Here is a 19,520-nt window from a genome sequence, read left to right as displayed (position 1 = left end):
TGAACATGACAGCGTCTTGGGCAGCTCGGGCTGCCGGCTCACCCATCCGCCTTATCGCGCTCCTCGTCGCGTAACTGGCGACGCAGTACCTTTCCCACATTCGTCTTGGGCAGCTCGTCACGGAACTCCACATGCTTCGGCACCTTGTAGCCGGAGAGGTCCTTCTTGCACCAGGTCCGCAGGGTCTCGGCATCCAGGGTCTCGTCCCGGGCGACGACGAACAGCTTGATCGCCTCGCCGCTGGTCTCGTCGGGTACCCCCACGGCCGCGGACTCGATCACACCCGGGTGGGCGGCCACCACGTCCTCGATCTCGTTGGGATACACGTTGAAGCCGGAGACGAGGATCATGTCCTTCTTGCGATCGACGATGCGGATGTAGCCATCCGCCTGGAGCACGGCAATGTCGCCGGTATGGAACCAGCCCTGGTCGTCGATCACCCGGGCGGTCTCATCGTCCCGGCTCCAGTAGCCCTTCATCACCTGGGGCCCCCTGACGCAGAGTTCCCCGGCGGCGTCGAGGGGCGCATCCCGGCCATCGGCATCCACCACCTTCACCTCGGTTCCCGCCACCGGCTTGCCGATGGTGCCGAGCTGGATGGCATCCACGGGATTGAAGCTGACGATGGGCGAGGTCTCGGTCAGGCCATAGCCCTCGGCCACCGGACAGCCGGTGACCTCCTCCCAGCGCTGCGCGGCCGCCCGGGTCAGGGCCATCCCGCCGGAGATGGTCAGGTGCAACCGGGAGAAGTCGAGACGGCGGAAGTCCTCGCGATTGCACAGGGCATTGAAGAGGGTGTTGAGCCCGATGAAGCCGGTGAAGGAGATGCCCTTGAGGGTCTTGACGAAAGTGTCCAGGTCACGAGGATTGGTGATCAGCACCGAGTGGTTGCCGGTCTCCATCATGAACAGGCAGTTCACCGTGAAGGTGTAGATATGGTAGACGGGCAGCGGCGCGATGATGGTCTCGGCGCCGTCGGTCAGCGCGGGGCCGATGGCCTGGCGGGCCTGGAGCATGTTGGCCACCAGATTGCGATGGGTGAGCATGGCGCCCTTGGCAAGCCCCGTGGTGCCGCCGGTGTACTGCAGCGCGGCGATATCGTCGGGGCCGCACGTCACCTCCTGGTGGCGACGCCCGGCACCTGCCCGGAGGGCCTGGCGCAACGGCGTGGCACCGGGCAGCGAGTAGGCCGGCACCATCCTCTTGACGTGCTTGACCACGGCATTGATCAGCTGGCGCTTGGGGAAGCCATGCAGATCCCCGAGCTGCGTCACCACCACATGCTGGATATCGGTGCGCTCGAGGATCCGTTCGAGCTTGTCGGCCATGTTGGCCAGGATGACGATGGCCCGGACCCCGGAATCCTTGAACTGGTGGGCCATCTCCCGCTGGGTATAGAGCGGGTTGGTGTTGACCACCACCAGCCCCGCCCGCAGGGCACCGAAGACCGCCACCGGGAACTGCAGCACGTTGGGCAGCTGGATGGCGATGCGATCCCCCGGTTGCAGCGTGGTCTCCTGCTGCAGCCAGGCGGCGAAATCGCCGGAGAGGCGGTCGAGTTCGGCATAGGTCAGCACTCGTCCCATGCAGCTGAACGCCGGCTTGTCGGCGAAGCGCGCCACGGAGGAGTGGAAGACATCCATCACCGAGGCGTAGGCGTCGAGTCCCTCCAGGGGCTGTCCGGTCAGGATGGCGGGCTTGTCGTTCTCGCTCATGGGCAATCTCCATGCTGCGGCTGATGTCATCAGCCGGCTTGTTGTTCTGTGCGCCTACCTTATACCAGCGGTTTCGCGGCTGTAAAACACGCGATTGAAACTTACGTTTTAAACCGTGCCTGGATCACGCCACCCTGCCAGACCAGCAGCTCGCCGGGCACCATGCGCACCCACTCCTCGTTGTCGGTGAGCGGCTCGGTGGCAATCACCGAGACCACGTCGTCGGACGTGGTGTGCTCGGCGAAGTTGACCGTCAGCTCGGCATCCGAGAGGCTTGCCCGGCCGAAGGGCGCCCGCCGCGTGATGTGCGCCAGCTTGGTGGAACAGTAGGTGTAGAGGTAGTCGCCATCGGCCAGCAGCAGGTTGAAGACTCCCAGGCCCCGCAGCCGTTCACAGAGCCCGTGGAGGGTCCCCCAGAGGGCGTGGCGCCCGGCGTCGTCCACCGGCGGGTCGGGAAAGGCGCTGCGCAGCTCGCCGAGCAGCCAGCAGAAGGCATGCTCGCTGTCGGTGCTTCCCACCGGACGGTAGAAGGAGTGCGGCAGGGCCTGCCAGTCGGCCAGCTGGCCATTGTGGGCGTAGCACCAGGGGCGTCCCCACATCTCGCGGACGAAGGGGTGGGTGTTGGCCAGCCGCACCTGGCCGACATTGGCCTGGCGGATATGGCTGATGACGATGTTCGACTTGATGGGGTAATCGCAGATCAGCCGGGCGATGGGGGAATGCACCGAGGGGTGCGGATCCCGGAAGTCCCGGTAGCCACCCTCCTCATAGAAGGCGATGCCCCAGCCGTCGCGGTGAGGCCCGGTCCCCCCGCCACGGTGCAGGAAGCCGGTGAAGCTGAAGCAGATGTCGGTAGGCACGTTGGCGCTCATGCCAAGCAGCTCACACATGGGGTTCCTCCCGGCGCATGGGGCGTCGCGTACGGCGACGCCGGATCAGGCTGACCACCAGCCACACGAGCACCACCAGCGCCACGGCGCCCCACAGGCGCGGGTCGCGGCGGTGTGCCTCCCAGAGCCGCTGCAGGCCCGGCACGCCCGACTGCCACAGCTCACGCGCCGCCTCGGGCAGGCGATTGACCCAGTCGACGAAGCGGTCGGCAGCGCGTTCGGCCGAGGTCTCGGGGGGCGGCAATGAGGTGTCGCTGCGCTCCCCGTCCTCGACGCGCTCGGTGCCGAGGGTCGGCCCGGCCACGTCCGCCAGGTCGATGCCGACCCGGCCTTCGGGATTGAGCATCAGCCGCGGCAGAGCCAGCTCGCGGGTCTCGCCATCCAGCTCGAGGGTGGCGGTGAGCAGCAGCGGCTGACTCAGCTCCTCGTCGAGCTCGGGCAGCTCGAGGTGCCAGCGCGCCGCCCCGACAGCCCGAGCCTCGAGACGCTCCCCCTGCAGCTCGCCATGGATCTCGGTATTGTCGCGATTCAGCCGGGGATGCTCGGCGGCCAGCACCACCCGATCCTCCTCGGGGCGGTGCACCGCCCCGATGGCCGGCAGCACGTTCACCGCCTGCACCCGCTGGCGATGGAATGCCTCCCCCTCGGCCCGGAACACCAGCCGCGCGTTGCCGGTCAGGGCCGGCGCCGGCAGGCGGCCGTGGAAGCGTCCCGCCTCGGCCTGCAAGGTGACCCGGGACTGTGCCTCGCCCTCGGCGTCCTGCAGCGAGACCGAGAGGGTGAGTGTCTCGACCTCATCGCCGAGGGGGTCACCATCTCGCTCCACCCAGGCCTCCACCGGCACCTCGAAGCCCAGGTAGAGGGTGGTCGGCAGATCGGCGATCCGCAGGTGGAGCAGGGAGGCAACGTTGATGCGACTGCCCTCGCCTACCGATCCTTCCAGGCGCCACTCGCCGACCTGGGGATCGGGCACCCGGATCAGGTCGAAGCGTGGCTCCACCTGCCAGCGGATGTCGTCCGGCGCCTCGTCGGCCCGGTAGCGGGTGCCGTCCGGCGCGACCAGGGTCAGGGGGGCGTCGTCGGGCTCGTGGAAGAGCAGCGCCGAGAAGGTTTCCACACCCTCGTCGATGACGAAACGCCCCTCCTCCAGCGGCACCTGGTCGGCGGGGAAGATACGCTCGACGATATCGAGGAAGGCGCCCAGCAGGCTCTCGGGATTCTCCGCGAGTGCCGCCAGCCCGCCGGTGGACTGGGCCAGACGCTCCACCAGGGCCAGGTCGGCCTGGTCGGAGAAGGCGATGGCATGGATGGTGACGCCCTGGTCGGCCAGTTCGGCGGCGAGTTCATCCACCAGCCGACGACGCGAGGCATCGTCGACCTCGGGCTTGGCCCCTCGTGCCGGTGACAGGTCGATCATGCCATCGGTGAGCAGCACCAGGTGGCGCCAGCCGTTGGCCTCGGCGCTTGCCGCTTCGCGAAGCGCCACCTCGATATCGGTGTATTGCTGGTACTCCTGCAGGGCCGGCGGCAGGGCCAGGGCCCGCTCGCGCCAGGCCGCATCCACCTCGCCCAGCGGCAGGGGGTTGTCGACCGTCTCACCGAAGGTCCAGACGCCCGCCGTGGCGCCGTTGGGTAATAGCGCCACCAGCATGTCCAGGGCACTGAGCGCCAGGCGGTCGGGATCGTTCTCCTTCATGCTGCCGGAGACATCGACCACCACCCGGACGTCCGGCCGCTCCTCCCCGCCGACCTGTGCCGGCGCCAGGTTCGCCCACAGCCACAGGGCACAGCCGATGGCCAGTATCCAGGCCAGCCGGCCGAAGGGCCTTTCCATGCCATACCCGCCCATTGGGGCTCCTTAGCCGATCATCGGCTCCTGGCGCTCGCCTCGGCCACCCCGGCGGCGGCCGGCGGGCGCCTCGTCATCCATGTCCACGTAGTCATCGTCGTCGAGGGTGTCGCGATGGCGGCCACGCCACCACAGCAGCAGCCCCACCACCAGACCCAGCCCGGCCCCCACCGCGGCCAGCATGGCGGCCGGCATGAAGGCCGCGCCATTGCGCTCGAGGAAGGCCACGGCCGCCACCACCACCGCCGGGGCGAAGCCGGAGTAGAACTCGCCCTCCTCCAGCAGCGGCAGGCGGAAATGGGCCGGCGTCCACATCACGCCGGCCACCAGCCAGGTGATCACCAGACGCGGCAACCGCGGCAGAAAGGCCAGCCCCAGGTAACCGGTCAGTAGCACCACCAGCGACAACACGACATAGACCAGCCATAGTAGGGATATCGAATCCGAAATCAGCATCACGCCCTCGCGACCTGTGCGTCCACGACGCACCTTCTTGAAAATACACTGAGTATGGTACATCTCGCGCAATGAAAGCACAGCCGCCACGTGACCAGGCCACCGAGACGCCTGCCGACGACCCCGTCACCCGCTTCCGCCGCGCCGACGACCCGGCGTGGCACTGGCTGGAGAACCGCGATGATCCAGCGGTCACCGACTTCCTGGAGGCGGCCAACGGGGAATCTCGCCGCTGGTTCGCCCCCCTCGACGACCTGGTCGAGCGCCTCTACCACGGCCACCTGGCCCGCCGCGAACTGGCCGTGCACGGGCTGAGAACGCCGCTGGACCACTACACGGTGTGGAGCGAGACGGCGGTGGACGCCGACTACCCGGTCTGGTGGCGCCACCCCAATGGCGACCCCGATGCCGCGGAGTGCTTCCTCGACCTGCAGGCCCGGGCCAGCGAGCACGACTTCCTCGAGGTCGGCGACATGGCCCTCTCCCCGGACGAGGACTGGCTGGCCTGGAGCGAGGACACCCGCGGCGACGAGACCTACACCCTCTACCTCAAGCAGCTGCCCGACGGTGAGCCCAGGGTGCTGCTCGAGGAGGTCGGCCCCGAGATCGGCTGGGCCGAGGACAACGCCACCCTGCTGTTCACCCGCTATGACGCCACCCAGCGCCCCGAGAGCATCTGGCGCCTGCCCCTGGCGGCCGGCAGGGCCGGTGAGCCGGCACTGGTGCTGCGCGAGGAGGACCCGGAATTCTGGCTGGGCCTCGGCAAGACCCGATCCCGCGAGTGGCTGATCCTGGAGAGCGCCTCCAAGGACACCAGCGAGAGCCACCTGATTCCCGCGCGGGCGCCGGCCAGTCCGCCCCGCTGCTTCCGCCGCCGGGAAAGCGGGGTGGAGTACGCCCTGGACCATCGCCCGGGGCACTTCTATGTGCTGCACAACCGCGAGGCCACCCACTTCCGGCTGGACGTGCTGGCCGAGCAACGGCTGGGCGAGGCCGACCCCGCCAGCGCCTGGCAGCCGCTGATCGCCCATCGCGACGATGACACCCTGGAGGGCGTCGATGCCTTCGACTGGGGGCTGGTGGTCACCGAGCGCGACCACCACGAGGCCCAGGTGCACCTGCGCATCCTCGAGCTGGGTGCCGACCACGCCATCACCCGCGACGAGCGGCTGCCGCTGCCGGAGCTGCCCTGCAGCCTGGCGCTGGGCAACGCGCCCCACTTCGATAGCCGGCGCCTGCGCCTGCGGGAGGAATCCTTCACCCTGCCGGTGACCTGGCTCGAGCATGACCTCGACAGCGGCCAGCGGCGCCTCCTCAAGCAGCAACCCATCCATGGCGACCTCGCGCCCGAGCAGCTGGTCTGCGAGCGGCTCTGGGCGACCTCCCACGACGGCGAGCGGGTCCCCGTCTCGGTGGTGATGCGCGCGGACCTTGCCGGCCACCCGTTGCCCACCCTGCTCTACGGCTACGGCGCCTATGGCGAGGTGCTCGATCCCTGGTTCTCGGTTGCCCGGCTCGAGCTGCTGGCACGCGGCGCGGCCTTTGCCGTGGCGCATGTGCGCGGCGGTGGCGACCGCGGCGAGCCCTGGTACCTGGCCGGCAAGCTCGAGCACAAGGCCAACAGCTTCCACGATTTCCTCGCCGCCCGCGACGCCCTGGTCGAGAAGGGCTTCAGCGACGGCGAGCGCATTGCGGCCTACGGCGCCAGTGCCGGAGGGCTGCTGGTCAGCGCCAGCCTCAACCTCGCCCCGGAGGCCTTCTGTGCCGCGGTCCTCGACGTGCCCTTCGTCGACGTGCTGCGCACCATGGAGAACCCCGACCTGCCATTGACCACCGCGGAGTACACCGAATGGGGCGACCCCCGCGAGCCCGAGGCACGACGCCGCATCGGCAACTACTCACCGCTGGACAACCTCTCGGCACAACCCTGGCCGGCGGTGTTCCTGCAGGGCAGCTGGCACGACACCCGGGTGCCCTACTGGGAACCGGCCAAGCTCTATGCTCGCCTCAAGGAGCTGGGCCACGACCCGGCCGGTGAGGACCGTGCGTCGAACGCCGACCGAACCGCGGAAGGCCGCCCCGCGGATCGCCGCCCCATCATGCTGCGGACCGACATGGCGGCCGGCCACGGTGGGGCCTCGGGCCGCTTCAAGGCCTGGCACGACAACGCCCGCCAGGATGCCTTCATCCTCTGGGCACTAGGGCTCGAGCACCGAGAGGGCTGAGCACTCAGCCATCGATGGGCAGGATGGCGATGATGTGCTCCTCGAGCTCTTCCTCGGGAACCTCGCGCTGCGAGACGGCGAAGCTGCGAACGCTGATGCCCTTGCGGTGCATGCGCTCCGGCCCGCCGGCGATCAGGGGGTGCCAGGCGGCGAGCTTGCGTCCTTCCGCCACCCGCCGATAGGCGCAGGACCTTGGCAGCCAGCGGAAATCGTCGATGCGCTCGGCGGTCAGTTGCGTGCAGTCGGGCACCCTCGCGAAGCGATGGGCGTAGTCGCTGCACTGACAGCTGTGGATATCCAGCAGTTCGCAGGCGAGGTTGAGCACCGCCAGGTCGCCGGACGCCTCGTCCTGGAACTTGAGCAGGCAGCACTGGCCGCAGCCGTCGCAGAGCGCCTCCCACTCCTCGTCGGTGAGCTCCTCCAGGTCGAAGCGCTCCCAGAACCGGTCTCTCATGATCTCTCCTGCGCGACTGGGGCGCGGCTCGGTGTCGAGTACGAACCCGCGAGTCTCGCGGGGCCTCCGGGCGCGATAAAAGCGAATGTCGCGCGGCGTCGGGCGCGATAAACTAGTCGCGAGCCTCGGTGGGGGTGCGATGAAGGTCCAGCAGGTAATCCTCCTTGGCCGGCGGCATCTGCAGGTAGTAGCCCTTGTCGCGGATGGCGGCCATGACGTCCGTGGCCCTGGCTCGCCCCAGCGATTTCTCGGGGGTGAGGATCAGGGTCATGGCCGGCAGCGGCTTGCCGAACTGCTCGAGCAGCGCCTCGGGGACTTCCACGAGGCCCTGGCGCTTGTCCACGTAGAGATACATCTGTTCCTTGCGCGAGCTCTTGAACACCTCGCACAGCAGCTTGTCACCCCGCATGCGGTCATCGCTCATCGAGATACCTCCTCCAGGGCCGCCGCCAGGCCCGCATTCAGTCGGTCGCCACGCCAGCCGCCCGGCAGCGGCAGCGGCTGGCCCGTGAGGTCGGCGCCCACCAGGGCCTCCAGGTCACGCCGCTTCAGCAGCACCTCGGGGGCCACGCCGAGCGTCTCCGCCTCGGCATTCACCACCTTCTTGAGTGCCTTGAGGCGCTGCTTGAACTCGGGGGCCATGGGCGAGAGCGGGGCCGGCGGCAGCTCACGCTCGTCGACGTTCAAGGCCTCACGTACCAGCCCAAGAAGATCGTCGCCCTCGCGCTTGACCAGGGGCGGCTTGAGACCCTCGACCCGGGCCAGCTCATGGCGGTTCTCCGGCAGCTGTTCGGCGATGGCGTAGAGCAGCCGGTCGGGCACCAGCCAGCCCCGAGGCACATCGCGACGCCGGGCCTCCCCCTCGCGCCAGCGCGTCAGGCGTCGGTAGGCCTCCACCTGACGCGGCGAAAGCCGCCACAGTTGGCGATGGCGCAGGTACCACTGGCCATCGGCGGCGTCGCTGCGGGCCGACTGGGCCACCAGGTCGGCACAGTCCGCCTCGACCCAGGCCCGTCGCCCCTGCCGCTCCAGCGCCTCGCGCTGGTGCTGCCACACCTGCAGCAGGTAGACGACGTCGAGGGCGGCATAGAGCCGCTGGGTCTCGCTGAGCGGGCGCTTGAGCCAGTCGGAGCGGGTCTCGTCCTTGGGCAGGGTCTCGCCGACCCAATACTCCACCAGCTTCTGGTAGCCCATGGAGGGCACCTCGCCGAGCAGCGACTGGGCGATCTGGGTATCCACCAGCGGCGCGACCGGCACACCGGCCCAGTGGGCGAAGACCTCGAGGTCCTCGCTGGAGGCATGCAGCAGCTTGAGGGGGCCCGACGAGAGCAGGCGCCGGAAGGCCTCGGTACAGGCCACCTCCAGGGGATCCACCAGGAAGGCGGGGCCGCCCGCGGTGAACTGGATCAGCGCCGGCACCGGATGGAAGGTGCTCTCGCGGAAGAACTCGGTGTCCAGGGCGATGACGTCGGCCGAGGCCACCTCGGCGCAGGCGGCATCCAGGGCCTCGGGGGTATCGATCCAGCGAATCTCGGGAGTCAGTGGCATGCAGGATTCCGGCAGGGAAAGGGGGATCACTCACCCCGGAAGGGCAGGCGACCATTGAAGGCGCGGCTCAGGGTGCCACCGTCGACGTACTCGAGCTCACCGCCCATGGGCACACCATAGGCCAGCCGCGAGAGCCTCACGCCCAGGGGCGAGAGCTGGGCGGCGATGTAGTGGGCGGTCGCCTCACCCTCCACGGTGGGGTTGGTGGCGAGCACCACCTCCTCCACGCCGCCCTCGGCGACGCGTGCCTCGAGCTGGTCGAGGCCGATGTCCTCGGGGCCGATGCCGTCCAGCGGCGAGAGGTGGCCATGCAGCACGAAGTAGCGGCCGCGGTAACCGCCCGCCTCCTCGATGGCGAGCTGGTCGGCGGGGGATTCCACCACGCAGAGCACGTCATCGTCGCGTCGCGCGCTCATGCAGATGCCACAGACGTCTTCTTCGGTGAGGGTCCGGCAGCGTCGACAGTAGCCGACCTCCTCCAGCGCCACGCCCAGTGACTCCACCAGGCGCCGGCCGCCGTCGCGGTCGCGCTCGAGCAGGTGCATGGCCATGCGCTGGGCCGTCTTGGGCCCGACGCCCGGCAGCACGCGCAGCGACTCCATCAGTCTCTCGACCAGCGGGGAAAAGCTCATCGGCGGTCCATCTCGGCGTCGCTCAGAAGGGCATCTTGAAGCCCGGCGGCAGGTTGAGGCCGGCCGTGGCCTCCTCCATCTTGGCCTTGGAGCTGGCCTCCACCTTGCGCACCGCATCGTTCACCGCCGCGGCCAGCAGGTCCTCGAGCAGCTCCTTGTCCTCTTCCATGACGCTCTGGTCGATGTCGACCTTGCTCACGTCATGGCGTCCGTTCATGGTCACCTTGACCATGCCGGCCCCGGCCTCGCCCTGGACCTCGGCCTTGGCGACCTCCTCCTGGACGCGCTGCATCTTCTCCTGCATCTCCTGGGCCTGCTTCATCAGGTTGCCCATTCCACCCTTCATCATGGCGGATTCCTCTCGTCGTTGGTGTGTCCGGTGGCAGCGCCGCGGTTCAACCGCGAGCCTCGGCATCGGCGGGCTTGACCGTGGATTCGATCAGCCGCGCACCGAAGGCCTGCTGCAGTTTCTGTACATGGGGGTCACGGCTCAAGGCTTCAATCGCCTCGGCATGCCGCTGGGCGGCCAGGCGGTCGGCCTGCTGCCTGGGGGTCTCGACCTCAGGCGGCAGCGCGCCCGGCGTCAGAGCCAGGCGACGCTCGACCCCGATCGCCGCCAGCGCCTCGCGAATGCGCGTCACGTGGACCTCGGCCTGCATCGCCTCCTGGGAGGGGTCGAGACGCAGCGTGAGCTGCTCGCCGTCGTCGGCCTCGACCACGCAGTGGGCGGCCAGGTTGCGGGTCAGCCCGCCCAGCCCCAGCGAGTCGAAGCAGGCCAGCCAGTCGGCATGGCCGAAGTGCCCTTCCGCAACGGGCGCGGGGGCCGCCTGGGTGTCGGACGCCGGCGCCTCGGCGGACGCCGGCGCCTCGGCGGTCGCCGGTGCCGCCGCGGCTTGCTGTGCCGGACGCTCCGTCGCCGCGAGGTCATGCGACGCGGAGGGCGCTGCCGTGCCTGGCTCGGGCCCGCTATCTGGCGCTGCGGGTGCCGAGGCCGCTGCGACCTCCTCTTCCCGCTCGACCCAGGGGGGAGGCGGATCGTCCGTCGACTCGGCCGACACGGCCTCGGCGGTCGGCGCCGGCGGGGGGATGTCCGGAGGCGGGCTGGCCGCCGGCGGCTCGTTGGCGGGCTCGGCCGGGGTGTCGGGGGCTTCTCGGGGGCCTGCCCCTCCTGCGGGGATGGTGCGTCCGCCGGCCCCGCGCCACTGGGCTCGCCCTGGCCACGCATCGGCAGCGGCGTCTGCGCGGGACGCGGCACGCCCTGGGGGCGGAAGGCCAGCATGCGCAGCAGGGTCATCTCCAGGGCGGTGCGCAGGTCCGGGGCATGCTCCATGTCGCCACGCCCCTGGATGCCGATCTGATAGTAGAGCTGAATGTCCTCGGCGGTGAAGCGCGCGGCAAGCTGGAGCAGCGCCTCGCGGTCGCCATGGCCGTTGTCCACGGCATCGGGCACCATCTGGGCGATGGCCAGGCGGTGGAGCACCCCGGTGATGTCGTCCAGCACCGCGGCGAAGTCCGGGCCCTGCTCGGCCAGGGCAGCCACCTCGGCGAGCAGCCGGGGAGCATCCACCGCCGCCAGGGCCTCGACCAGCGCCAGCACATGGCGATGGTCGAGGGTTCCGAGCATCGCCGCCACGTCGGCATGGTGAACCTCACCCTGGCCGAAGGCGATCGCCTGGTCGGTAAGGCTCATGGCATCGCGCATGGAGCCCTCGGCGGCCTTGCCCAGCAGCCACAGGGCACTCTCCTCGAAGGGCACTCCCTCGACCTCGAGCACCTTGGCCAGGTGGCCGACGATGCGCTCGGGCGGCATGTGCTTGAGGGTGAACTGCAGGCAGCGCGACAGCACCGTGGGGGGAAGCTTCTGCGGGTCGGTGGTCGCCAGCAGGAACTTCACATGGGGCGGCGGCTCCTCCAGGGTCTTCAGCAGGGCATTGAAGCTGCTGGTGGAGAGCATGTGCACCTCGTCGATGAGGTACACCTTGTAGCGCCCCTGGGTCGGCGCGTACTGGACGTTGTCGAGCAGCTCGCGGGTATCCTCCACCTTGGTGCGCGAGGCGGCGTCGACCTCGATCAGGTCGACGAAGCGCCCCTCGTCGATGGAGCGGCAGCTGTCGCACTCGCCGCAGGGTGTCGAGGTCACGCCCGCGTCGCCCTGGCCGTTGGCAGTGCAATTCAGGCACTTGGCCAGGATCCGCGCCAGGGTGGTCTTGCCCACCCCCCGGGTCCCGGTGAACAGGTAGGCATGGTGCAGCCGCCCCTGGTCCAGGGCATTGACCAGCGCACGCTGGACATGCTCCTGGCCGACCAGTTCATGGAAGGTACGCGGTCGCCACTTGCGGGCCAGAACCTGATAGCTCATGCAGCGCGGGATCCTTGCGGTGTAAAGCGAACAGCAGCTGTGGGGTGACGGACGCCGGGGCCTGCAATGACCGGGCCCGATGCCCGACTGGAAACGGTCATTCTAGCGACCGGGGCGCTCCGCGGGAAGCAGCGCCCGCCTCAGGCATCGCGAACCACCCCCCGCCGCCCCAGCGGTGCTCGAACTGTTCGGCGGTGAGTGGCGGACTGAGGTAGTCGCCCTGATAGGCGGGGCAGCCCAGGGCCTCCAGGAAGGCCAGCTGCTCGGCGGTCTCCACTCCCTCGGCAATCACGTCCAGCCCCAGGCGCTCGGCGATCGACAGGATGGCGGCGACGATCGTCTCGTCATCGGGGTCACCCGGCACGTCGGCGACGAAGGACTGGTCGATCTTCAGGCACTGTACCGGCAGGCGCTTGAGGTAGGAGAGCGAGGAGTAGCCGGTACCGAAATCGTCCACGGCCAGCTCGACGCCCAGCTGGCGCAGGCCGTGAAGCCGCTCGAGCCCCTCGTCGGCATGGCCGATCACGAAGCCCTCGGTGATCTCGAGCTCCAGTCGCGAGGGCGAGAGCCCGCTCTCGTGCAGCGCGGCACGCACGTCACCCACGATGTCGCCCTGCACCACCTGCAGTCCCGAGAGGTTGACCGAGACCCGCAGCGGCAGCCCCCTCAGCTCCCACTGCCGCGCCTGACGGCAGGCCTCGTGCAGCACCCAGCGACCGATCGCATGGATCAGACCGGCCTCCTCGGCCAGGGCGATGAAGCGCCCGGGGCCGACCAGCTGGCCCTCGGGGGTCGTCCAGCGCACCAGGGCCTCGGCCCCGAATACCTGGTCGCCTGCCACCCTCGCCTGGGGCTGGAAGTGCAGCACCAGCTCGTCACGCTCCAGGGCGCGACGCAGCCCGGTATCCATGGCGAAGCGCTCGCGGCTCGCCTCGCCCAGCTCCGGGGTGAAGAACTGCCAGGTGTTGCGCTTGAGGGCCTTGGCGCCGTACATCGCGGTATCGGCATGCTGGATCAGTTCCTCGGCATTGCGCCCGTCGCGGGGGTAGAGGCTGATGCCGATGGAGGCCCCGATGAAGATCTCGTGCTCTTCGATATCGAAGGGCTGCACCAGGGCATCGATCAGCTTCTGTGCCACCCGGCCGGCATCGGCAGGCTCGTGCAGGTGCTCCATCACCAGCAGGAACTCGTCTCCCCCCAGCCGCCCCAGGGCATCCTCGTCGCGTACCACCCGTCTCAGTCGCTGGCCCACCGCCTGGAGCAGGCGATCCCCCAGCGGATGGCCCAGGCTGTCGTTGATGTCCTTGAAGTGGTCCAGGTCGAGAAACAGCACCGCCAGCTGCCCCTGGGCCTCATCGGCCCTCGCCAGCGCCCCGTCGAGACGCTGGTTGAGATGCGCCCGGTTGGGCAGGCCGGTCAGCGGGTCATAGTTGGCCGAGATGCGCAGCCGTCCGGCCTGATCGGTGATGCGCGACAGCAGCGGGCTGATGGTGCGTGCCGTGGCGAAGGCGCCCAGGGCCATCAGCACCAGCACCAGAATGGCGGGCCAGAGCAGCTCGTGGTAGACAGAACCGTAGAACGCCCGTACGGGAATCTGCACCAGCAGCCCCCAGCCGCGAGAGGCCAGGGGCACGTGCACCAGCACCCGGCCACCCCGCCAGCCGCCCTCGCGGACCAGTCCGGCGCGCCCCTCCTCCAGGGCCTCGCGGACCCGGCCGGGCACCAGGGGCGCCGCGTCGGCCAGCGTCAATGCCCCCTCCTCGCCATGCGCCAGCAGGGTCTCGCCGGGCGGACCCAGCAACCACTGCCGGGAGTCGCCACCAAAGCGCGTGGTGTCCTCGAGCATCGCCGTCACGGCAGCCGGGTCGAAATAGAGCACGTCAGTGCCGATGCGCTCGCTGTCCATGGAGATGATCGGCGCCGCCACTTCCAGCAGCAGTTCATCGTCCTGCCTGACCAGCCGAAGGGTGCCTGGCCCGGTGACCTCCACCACCTCGGGGCTCGGCGACGGCCAGGGCGTGCGCCCGAGCGTCACCAGCGGCTGGCCCGCCGGGCCGAGCCGCACCAGCCCCACCAGGTCGGGGGACTGCAGCATGGCATCCACCAGCCGCGGCGTGGTGAAGGCAACCAGCGACTGGCGATCCAGGGCCTGCTCGGCATAGCGCGCCAGCCGGCGGCGGATCTCCGTGCGGCTGGTGAACTGCCTGGCCAGGTCCCGATAGCGCGCCAGAAGGTGTTCCAGGGATTCCGCCTGGGCCGAGGCGCTGACCAGGGTATTGTTCTCAAGCGCCTGGCGATGAGCCTGGAACAGCGGCCAGGCCGTGGCGAGGCCCACCAGGGCCCCGGTGACCAGGATGCCGAGCATGGCCAGCAACACGATGCGCCGCTGCGATCGCCTCATCACCGCTTGTCACCCGGGAGCACGCCAACTGCAAACCGGACCAGCGGGATCTCGGCATCGTGGCTCGCCCGAACGGCTTCGTCATACCCTGGATCGTCGTGCATGCTTCTTTCCTGGCCGCTTCGGACCCTAGTGTGGCCTCACGCTGGTTAAACGCCAAGCCCGCCGGCTGCCAGGGCGGCTAACTCGCTACTGCACGCTCTCCTGCTCGCCGAAGCGCCCCTCGAAGAGCGCCGAGGAGAGATAGCGTTCGGCGCTGTCGGGCAGGATGACGACGATGTTCCGGCCCTGAAACTCAGGCAGGCGGCCGAGGCGCACCGCGGCCACCACGGCGGCCCCGCAGGAAATGCCGCACAGGATGCCCTCCTCCTGCATCAGCCGATGCGCCATGGCCATCGCCGCCTCGTTGGTGACCGTCTCGACCCGGTCGACCAGCGACAGGTCGAGGTTGGCCGGCACGAAGCCGGCACCGATGCCCTGGATCTTGTGGGGCATCGGCGTCGGCGCCTCGCCGTTCATTGCCTGGGTGATCACCGGCGAGTCGCTGGGCTCTACCGCCACGGTGATGACCGCCTTGCCCTGGCCCTGCTTGAGGTAGCGGGCCACACCGGTCAGGGTGCCACCGGTCCCCACGCCGGCCACGAAGATATCCACCTGGCCGTCGGTGTCGTCCCATATCTCGGGCCCCGTGGTGGTCTCGTGGATGCCGGGGTTGGCGGGGTTCTCGAACTGCTGGGGCAGGAAGTAGCGGCCGGGGTCGGCGGCGGCGAGCTCCTTGGCCCGGGCGATCGCACCGGGCATCCCGCTGGCCGGCTCGGTGAGCACGATCTCGGCGCCGAGGGCCTTGAGCACCTTGCGCCGCTCCAGGCTCATGGAGGCCGGCATGGTCAGCACCAGCGGGTAGCCGCGGGCGGCGGCCACGAAGGCCAGGGCGATGCCGGTGTTGCCGCTGGTGGGCTCGATGATCGTCATGCCCGGTGTGAGCACGCCACGGGCCTCGGCATCCCAGATCATCGCCGCCCCGATGCGACACTTGACCGAGCAGGCCGGATTGCGGCCCTCGATCTTGGCCAAGATGGTCGCCCCCTCGTTGACCCGATTGAGCCTGACCAGCGGGGTGTTGCCGATCGATCGGGAGTTGTCCTCGTAGATGCGTGACATGGGGGCTTCCTCGTCGGGATGGGATGGCATCAGTGTAGGCCGGAGTGGCTCAGGCCCCCTCGAATCCGCTCAGCACGTTCACCGCATTGAGGCCGATTTCCGCCACGGCGTAGCCGCCCTCGAGCAGGAAGACGGTGGGCAGGCCCAGCTGCCCCAGCCGACGTCCCACGTCGGTGAAGTCGTCGCTGGCCAGCCGGAAGGCACTGATGGGGTCATGCTCGAAGGCATCCACGCCCAGGGAGACCACCAGCAGTTCGCAGCCGGCCTCGAGGATGCGCTGCTTGGCATCCTCCAGACCCTTCACCCAGGCGGCATAGTCGGTCCCCGGCGCCATGGGGTAGTTGACGTTGAAGCCCTCGCCTGCGCCCTCGCCGACCTCATCGGCATGGCCCAGGAAGTGGGGGAAGCAGTGCCGCGGGTCGCCGTGCAGGGAGAGGAAGAGCACGTCGTCGCGTGCATAGAAGATCTGCTGGGTGCCGTTGCCGTGGTGGAAGTCGACGTCCAGCACCGCCACTCGCGTACAGCCGGCAGCCAGGGCTCGCTGGGCAGCGATGGCGGCGTTGTTGAAGAAGCAGTAGCCGCCGAACTGGTCGGTGGCGGCATGGTGTCCCGGCGGACGGCACAGCCCGAAGGCCGGCTCGCCGGTGGCCAGCACGTGGTCCACCGCGGAGAGCGCGATATCCTTGCTGGCCATGGCCGCCTCGAAGGTGCCCTCGCAGATGGAGGTGTCGGCCCCCAGCGCATAGTGGCCCAGCCGGCCGTCGATGTGGTCGGGGATGACCCGTCCCGGCATGGTCCGGGTGGGCCAGATCCAGGCAATCGCTTCGCCCCTGCGACCGGCGGCGACCCAGTCCGCCCAGCAGTGTTCGAGGAACGCGACATACCCGCGGTCGTGCACGGCCAGCACGGGCTCCAGCCCGTGGACGGCCGGCTCACGCACCTCGCCGAGGCCGCTCTCCCGGACCCGCTGCAGCACCAGGTCGACGCGTTCGGGACACTCGTAGGGGGTCACCAGCTGGCCGCCATCCAGTTCGGTGCGCGCCCGGCGCAGCTTGGTGGTCTCGCTGTGAAAGGTCAGCATCGCGCAATTCAGTCCTCGTGGCGTGGGTGGGTGGGTGGGTGGCGGCATTGCCGCAGCCGCCATGGAGTCCCGGAAGGGAATGTGCGGTGGGCCGTCAACCGGGATATTCCCGCAGCAGGCCTCGGCCACAGGACCGGATGAACTCCAGGGCCCGGACATGCTTCCAGTCCTCGCGATAGACCAGTCCGAAACTGAAATCGATCTCGGGGGAAAAGGGCAGCATCACCACTCCGTCCCGCGGAGAGAGCTGGTCGCTGGCGGTGATCGGGTTCATCACGCTGATGCCGACGCCGTTTGCCACCAGCGCGGTGATGGCCCCGATATTGGCCTCGGTCTTACCGGCGATATGGATGCCGTGCGTGGTAGCCAAATTGAGCAGCGGGTCGGCCCCGACGTTGGGCTGGTTGCTGATCACCAGATACTCGTCCTTGAGATCCCCGATGGTCACCGTTGTCCGGGACTCCAGGGGATGCCCCTTGGGGATCAGGCAGCGAGCCTGGGTGGTCAGCCACTCCTCGACGCGCAGCATACGAGAGCTGGCCGGCAGCGTCACGAAGCCGATATCGGCATGACCGGACTCCACCTCCCTGAGCACGTCATGGCTCGACATCATGTCGAAGCTGATGCTGAAGCCGCGGTTGTCCTCGAGCAGCGCGGCGATCAGCCGCGGCACGAAGCCGAACGCCAACCCCGGAATGGCCGCGATGCGCAGCCGCGAGGTGCCGAACTCCTTGAGCGCCAGCACGCTGTGGCGCAGTTCATCGATATTGCCCATCAGTCGCAGGATCTCCTCGTAGAGCTCCCGCGCCTCGGGCGTGGCAACCAGGCGGTTCTTCTCGCGCAGGAACAGCTCGAGCCCGAGATTCTGTTCGAGCTGGGAGAGCGAGCGACTGACCCCGGACTGGGTGATGCCCAGCGTTCGCGCCGCCTGTGAGGCGCTTCCCGCCTCGAACAGCGTCTTGAAGATGGCGAGCGCCTTGAGCGAATGGATGTTGACGTCAGGCATGATTAAAAGTCATTTAATACAGTAAAAACATCATATCTTGAAATAGCTTGTCGCAGCTACCTAGACTGACAGCCATCCGAACAACACCACCCCAACGGATCGACACGATGACGTCCTCCCCCCTCTTCTATCAGGCCGGTCCCGCGATGCCGGAAGTCAGCCACGGCGATGGCGTCTTCCTGTGGGACACCCACGGCAAGGAGTACCTCGACGGCTGCTCCGGTGCCATCTCCTGCAACCTCGGCCATGGCCGGCAGGACCTGCGCGATGCCATGCTGGCCCAGCTCGACCGCGTCGCCTTCACCTACCGCACCCAGTTCGAGAACGCACCGGCCGTGGCGCTGGCCAAGGCACTGGTCGAGATGACCGAGGGCACGCTCGATAAGGTTTTCTTCGTCTCCAGCGGCTCCGAGGCGGTGGAGTCCGCCCTCAAGCTGGCGCGCCAGTACTTCGTGGCCCGGGGCGAGTCCCACCGTCGCCACTTCGTGTCGCTGCGCCCCTCCTATCATGGCAGCACCCTGGGCGCGCTGGGCGTCACCGGCTACCAGCCCCTGGAGGCGCCCTTCGCCGACATCACCGCAGGCTCGCTGAAGGTGCCCGGCCCGGACTTCTATCGCCAACGGGACGGCGATCGCGACGCCCATGTCCAGCGCGTGCTCGCCGAGACCCGCGCGACGATCGAGGCGGCCGCGGGCGAGAGCATCATCGCCATCGTGCTCGAGCCCGTCGGCGGTGCCAGCACCGGGGCGCGGCTGGTCGACCAAGCCTACCTCGAGGGCCTGCGCGCACTGTGTGACGAGTTCGGCTGCCTGCTGATCTTCGACGAGGTGCTCTGCGGCATCGGCCGCACCGGCACCTGGTTCGCCTACCAGCAGTGGGGCGTGATGCCGGACCTGCTGATCACCGCCAAGGGGCTGGGCGCCGGCTACTACCCGGTGGGGGCGCTGCTGGCTCGCGAGGAGATCGTCGACACGGTGATGGCCGCTGGCGGCTTCCAGCACGGCCACACCTACGCCGGCAACCCGCTGGCCTGCGCCACGGGCCTGGCAGCCATTGAGGCGATTCGCCGCGAGGGGCTGCTCGACAACGTGCGCGCCCGCGGCGAGCAGCTCAGGCGCGGCCTCGAGGCGCTCCAGGCACGCCACGCCTGGATCGGTGACGTGCGCGGCCTGGGGCTGCTGTGGGGCGTGGAGCTGGTCATGGACCCGGTGGCGAAGACGCCCTTCCCCGCCGAGGCCAATCTCTTTGCCCGGGTGACGGCGCTGGCCAAGGAGGAGGGACTGCTGATCTATCCCCGGCGCACCCTGAACGGCCTGGCCGGCGATCACTTCCTGGTCAGCCCGCCCTTCACCATCACCGAGCACGAGGTCGAGCAGCTGCTCGAGCGGCTCGGCCGCGCCCTGGACCGGCTGGACCGCGAGGTGGTGACCCCGCTGCTCGACGATGCCAGCGCCTCCCCCGCTCACAGCATCACAGGCTGAGACCCATGACACTGCTCAACCAGAAACACGCGACGCTCGAGGCGGCCATCGCCGAGATCCCCGACGGGGCCTCGATCATGGTCGGCGGCTTCGGCTCGCCCGGCACCCCCTTCGCGCTGCTCGACGAGCTGCTGGCACAGGGCCAGACGCGCCTGACGCTGATCAAGAACGACGCCAACGAGCCCGGCATCGGCATCGGCCGGCTGATCCGCGCCGGCCGCGTCGACAGGCTGATCACCTCGCACATCGGCCTCAACCGGAT

The 19,520-nt window shown here is 69.0% G+C and carries 18 protein-coding genes; 3 read left to right on the top strand and 15 right to left on the bottom strand.

The annotated features are described in order from the left end of the window. Positions 1-38: 38 nt before the first annotated feature. From SCI24_RS00155 to SCI24_RS00140, 4 genes are all read right to left on the bottom strand, one after another. Positions 39-1,715 carry an AMP-binding protein gene (locus SCI24_RS00155; RefSeq protein WP_318723353.1) on the bottom strand — a complete coding sequence of 559 codons (1,677 nt, stop codon included), beginning with the start codon at positions 1,713-1,715 and terminating at the stop codon, positions 39-41. A gap of 101 nt (positions 1,716-1,816) precedes the next feature. Further along, complete coding sequence (locus tag SCI24_RS00150) at positions 1,817-2,605, bottom strand: class II glutamine amidotransferase (protein ID WP_318723352.1); 789 nt, start codon at positions 2,603-2,605, stop codon at positions 1,817-1,819. Then, the gene (locus SCI24_RS00145; RefSeq protein WP_318723351.1) at positions 2,598-4,439 is read right to left on the bottom strand and encodes a vWA domain-containing protein; all 1,842 of its coding nucleotides are present in this window, start codon (positions 4,437-4,439) and stop codon (positions 2,598-2,600) included. The genes SCI24_RS00150 and SCI24_RS00145 overlap by 8 nt, the downstream gene beginning before the upstream one ends. A gap of 24 nt (positions 4,440-4,463) precedes the next feature. Next, complete coding sequence (locus SCI24_RS00140; RefSeq protein ID WP_318723350.1) at positions 4,464-4,910, bottom strand: hypothetical protein; 447 nt, start codon at positions 4,908-4,910, stop codon at positions 4,464-4,466. Positions 4,911-4,981: 71 nt separating this feature from the next. Here SCI24_RS00140 and SCI24_RS00135 point away from each other — a divergent pair, with 71 nt between their 5' ends. Beyond that, the gene (locus tag SCI24_RS00135; RefSeq protein WP_318723349.1) at positions 4,982-7,135 is read left to right on the top strand and encodes a S9 family peptidase; all 2,154 of its coding nucleotides are present in this window, start codon (positions 4,982-4,984) and stop codon (positions 7,133-7,135) included. Between the two features lie 4 nt (positions 7,136-7,139). Here the strand turns inward: SCI24_RS00135 and SCI24_RS00130 are convergent, their stop codons facing one another. From SCI24_RS00130 to SCI24_RS00080, 11 genes are all read right to left on the bottom strand, one after another. After that, complete coding sequence (locus SCI24_RS00130) at positions 7,140-7,589, bottom strand: YcgN family cysteine cluster protein (RefSeq protein WP_318723348.1); 450 nt, start codon at positions 7,587-7,589, stop codon at positions 7,140-7,142. A 112-nt stretch (positions 7,590-7,701) separates the two neighbouring features. Further along, positions 7,702-8,013 carry a YcgL domain-containing protein gene (locus tag SCI24_RS00125; protein ID WP_318723347.1) on the bottom strand — a complete coding sequence of 104 codons (312 nt, stop codon included), beginning with the start codon at positions 8,011-8,013 and terminating at the stop codon, positions 7,702-7,704. Further along, positions 8,010-9,137, bottom strand: a complete 1,128-nt coding sequence (gene rnd / locus SCI24_RS00120; protein WP_318723346.1) for a ribonuclease D — start codon at positions 9,135-9,137, stop codon at positions 8,010-8,012. The genes SCI24_RS00125 and rnd overlap by 4 nt, the downstream gene beginning before the upstream one ends. 26 nt (positions 9,138-9,163) lie before the next feature. Then, the gene (recR, locus tag SCI24_RS00115; RefSeq protein WP_318723345.1) at positions 9,164-9,769 is read right to left on the bottom strand and encodes a recombination mediator RecR; all 606 of its coding nucleotides are present in this window, start codon (positions 9,767-9,769) and stop codon (positions 9,164-9,166) included. A 22-nt stretch (positions 9,770-9,791) separates the two neighbouring features. Next, positions 9,792-10,118: a YbaB/EbfC family nucleoid-associated protein gene (locus SCI24_RS00110; RefSeq protein WP_318723344.1), complete on the bottom strand. Its 327-nt coding sequence runs from the start codon at positions 10,116-10,118 to the stop codon at positions 9,792-9,794. A gap of 46 nt (positions 10,119-10,164) precedes the next feature. Beyond that, positions 10,165-10,503, bottom strand: coding sequence for a DNA polymerase III subunit gamma/tau C-terminal domain-containing protein (locus SCI24_RS00105; protein ID WP_318723443.1), 339 nt, complete (start codon positions 10,501-10,503; stop codon positions 10,165-10,167). Positions 10,504-10,511: 8 nt separating this feature from the next. Next, on the bottom strand, positions 10,512-12,128 hold the full coding sequence (dnaX, locus tag SCI24_RS00100) for a DNA polymerase III subunit gamma/tau (RefSeq protein ID WP_318723343.1): 1,617 nt from the start codon (positions 12,126-12,128) through the stop codon (positions 10,512-10,514). A gap of 97 nt (positions 12,129-12,225) precedes the next feature. Further along, positions 12,226-14,529 carry a putative bifunctional diguanylate cyclase/phosphodiesterase gene (locus SCI24_RS00095; protein WP_318723342.1) on the bottom strand — a complete coding sequence of 768 codons (2,304 nt, stop codon included), beginning with the start codon at positions 14,527-14,529 and terminating at the stop codon, positions 12,226-12,228. Positions 14,530-14,718: 189 nt separating this feature from the next. Beyond that, entirely contained in the window at positions 14,719-15,690 is a 972-nt protein-coding gene (gene cysK, locus SCI24_RS00090; RefSeq protein WP_318723340.1) for a cysteine synthase A, read from the bottom strand. Between the two features lie 49 nt (positions 15,691-15,739). Continuing rightward, a complete protein-coding gene (locus SCI24_RS00085; RefSeq protein ID WP_318723339.1) occupies positions 15,740-16,771 on the bottom strand; it encodes a histone deacetylase family protein in 1,032 nt (343 codons plus the stop codon). A gap of 94 nt (positions 16,772-16,865) precedes the next feature. Beyond that, positions 16,866-17,777, bottom strand: coding sequence for a LysR family transcriptional regulator (locus tag SCI24_RS00080; protein ID WP_318723338.1), 912 nt, complete (start codon positions 17,775-17,777; stop codon positions 16,866-16,868). Positions 17,778-17,884: 107 nt separating this feature from the next. On the opposite strand from SCI24_RS00080, the gene SCI24_RS00075 reads away from it, so the two are divergent. Further along, positions 17,885-19,258 carry an aspartate aminotransferase family protein gene (locus tag SCI24_RS00075; protein ID WP_318723337.1) on the top strand — a complete coding sequence of 458 codons (1,374 nt, stop codon included), beginning with the start codon at positions 17,885-17,887 and terminating at the stop codon, positions 19,256-19,258. 5 nt (positions 19,259-19,263) lie between these two features. Next, positions 19,264-19,520, top strand: a 257-nt coding sequence (locus SCI24_RS00070) for a CoA-transferase (protein WP_318723336.1), incomplete at its 3' end; no start/stop codon positions are given.

The sequence above is a fragment of the Halomonas sp. genome (assembly GCF_033549285.1).
Taxonomy (GTDB): domain Bacteria; phylum Pseudomonadota; class Gammaproteobacteria; order Pseudomonadales; family Halomonadaceae; genus Halomonas.
This window is presented reverse-complemented; position numbering and strand designations above follow the sequence as displayed.